Here is a 978-nt window from a genome sequence, read left to right on the forward strand (position 1 = left end):
AGGGATCATGATTGCTCTAATCGATATTTGGACGATCGAAAATCCTAACTCTTTCAAAGTTCATTTCGCGAGATGGAATGGTAGGGATCAGCCACTTGAGGTTTTTGTAAGGGACCGGCAGGAGTGGCAGGGATGGCAGGAGTACTACCCAGGCAGGAACGACTTCAACCGCCGTTACATTTTCTCACTACTTCAGTTTTACCATGAACCGGACATCTGGTTGTTTGGCGGAATTTACGAAGTGCTTGCGCGGCACACAGATCGTTACGAAGTTGCCTTGACCGAGGCCGGGATGGGGATGATCGGCCGCCTCAAGCTACGGTCTTCGTACCGTGAGCGCACTACCCGGGCAAACTTCGAGAACCACTATCAAACCTTTGAAGTGCAGGAAATTTTGCGTGAAGCGTACACAGGCCGCCGATTTCCTGGCTACGATGACATAGATCTTTCGTTTGAGGAGCTGGAAGCACTCGTACGGAATGCGCGCCCTGATTGGATGTCTGCCCTCGAAAGCATGAAGGGTATATACTTGATCAGCGATACAAAGACAGGAAAGCGATATGTCGGGTCGGCTTACGGTGACCAAGGCATTTGGTCGAGATGGTGCGCTTATGTAGGAAGCGGACACGGGGGCAACGTCGAGCTGCGCGCCTTGGTAACTGACCCTACCCTTGCCTATTGCCGGGCCCACTTCCGATTTGCACTGCTAGAGCATCGTCCCAGTCGAACGGATGATAAAATTATCCTTGATCGTGAGTCTTTCTGGAAGCGCATCCTTCTGACGCGCGGCGAACAAGGCCTAAACCGAAATTGATAAAGACCTGTCACCCGGACCGATGGATGATAGCAATGTCTTCAGATAGAAAAAGCACGTCCCCCGTTTCCATGAGGGACCACAAGGATGCCGTGAAAGCTGAAGTCGAGAAAACCAGTCGCAAAATCGATAAGGCACTTAAAAAGGTCATCAAAAAACTGCGC

At 51.0% G+C, this 978-nt stretch carries 1 protein-coding gene; it reads left to right on the plus strand.

Going from position 1 to position 978, the window contains the following annotated elements; translation table 11 throughout:
• The coding region (locus FV242_RS33945; RefSeq protein WP_306440342.1) for a GIY-YIG nuclease family protein at nt 1-814 on the plus strand (814 nt) is incomplete at its 5' end.
• Nucleotides 815-978: the final 164 nt, after the last annotated feature.

This window comes from Methylobacterium sp. WL64, from assembly GCF_008039945.1.
GTDB lineage: Bacteria > Pseudomonadota > Alphaproteobacteria > Rhizobiales > Beijerinckiaceae > Methylobacterium.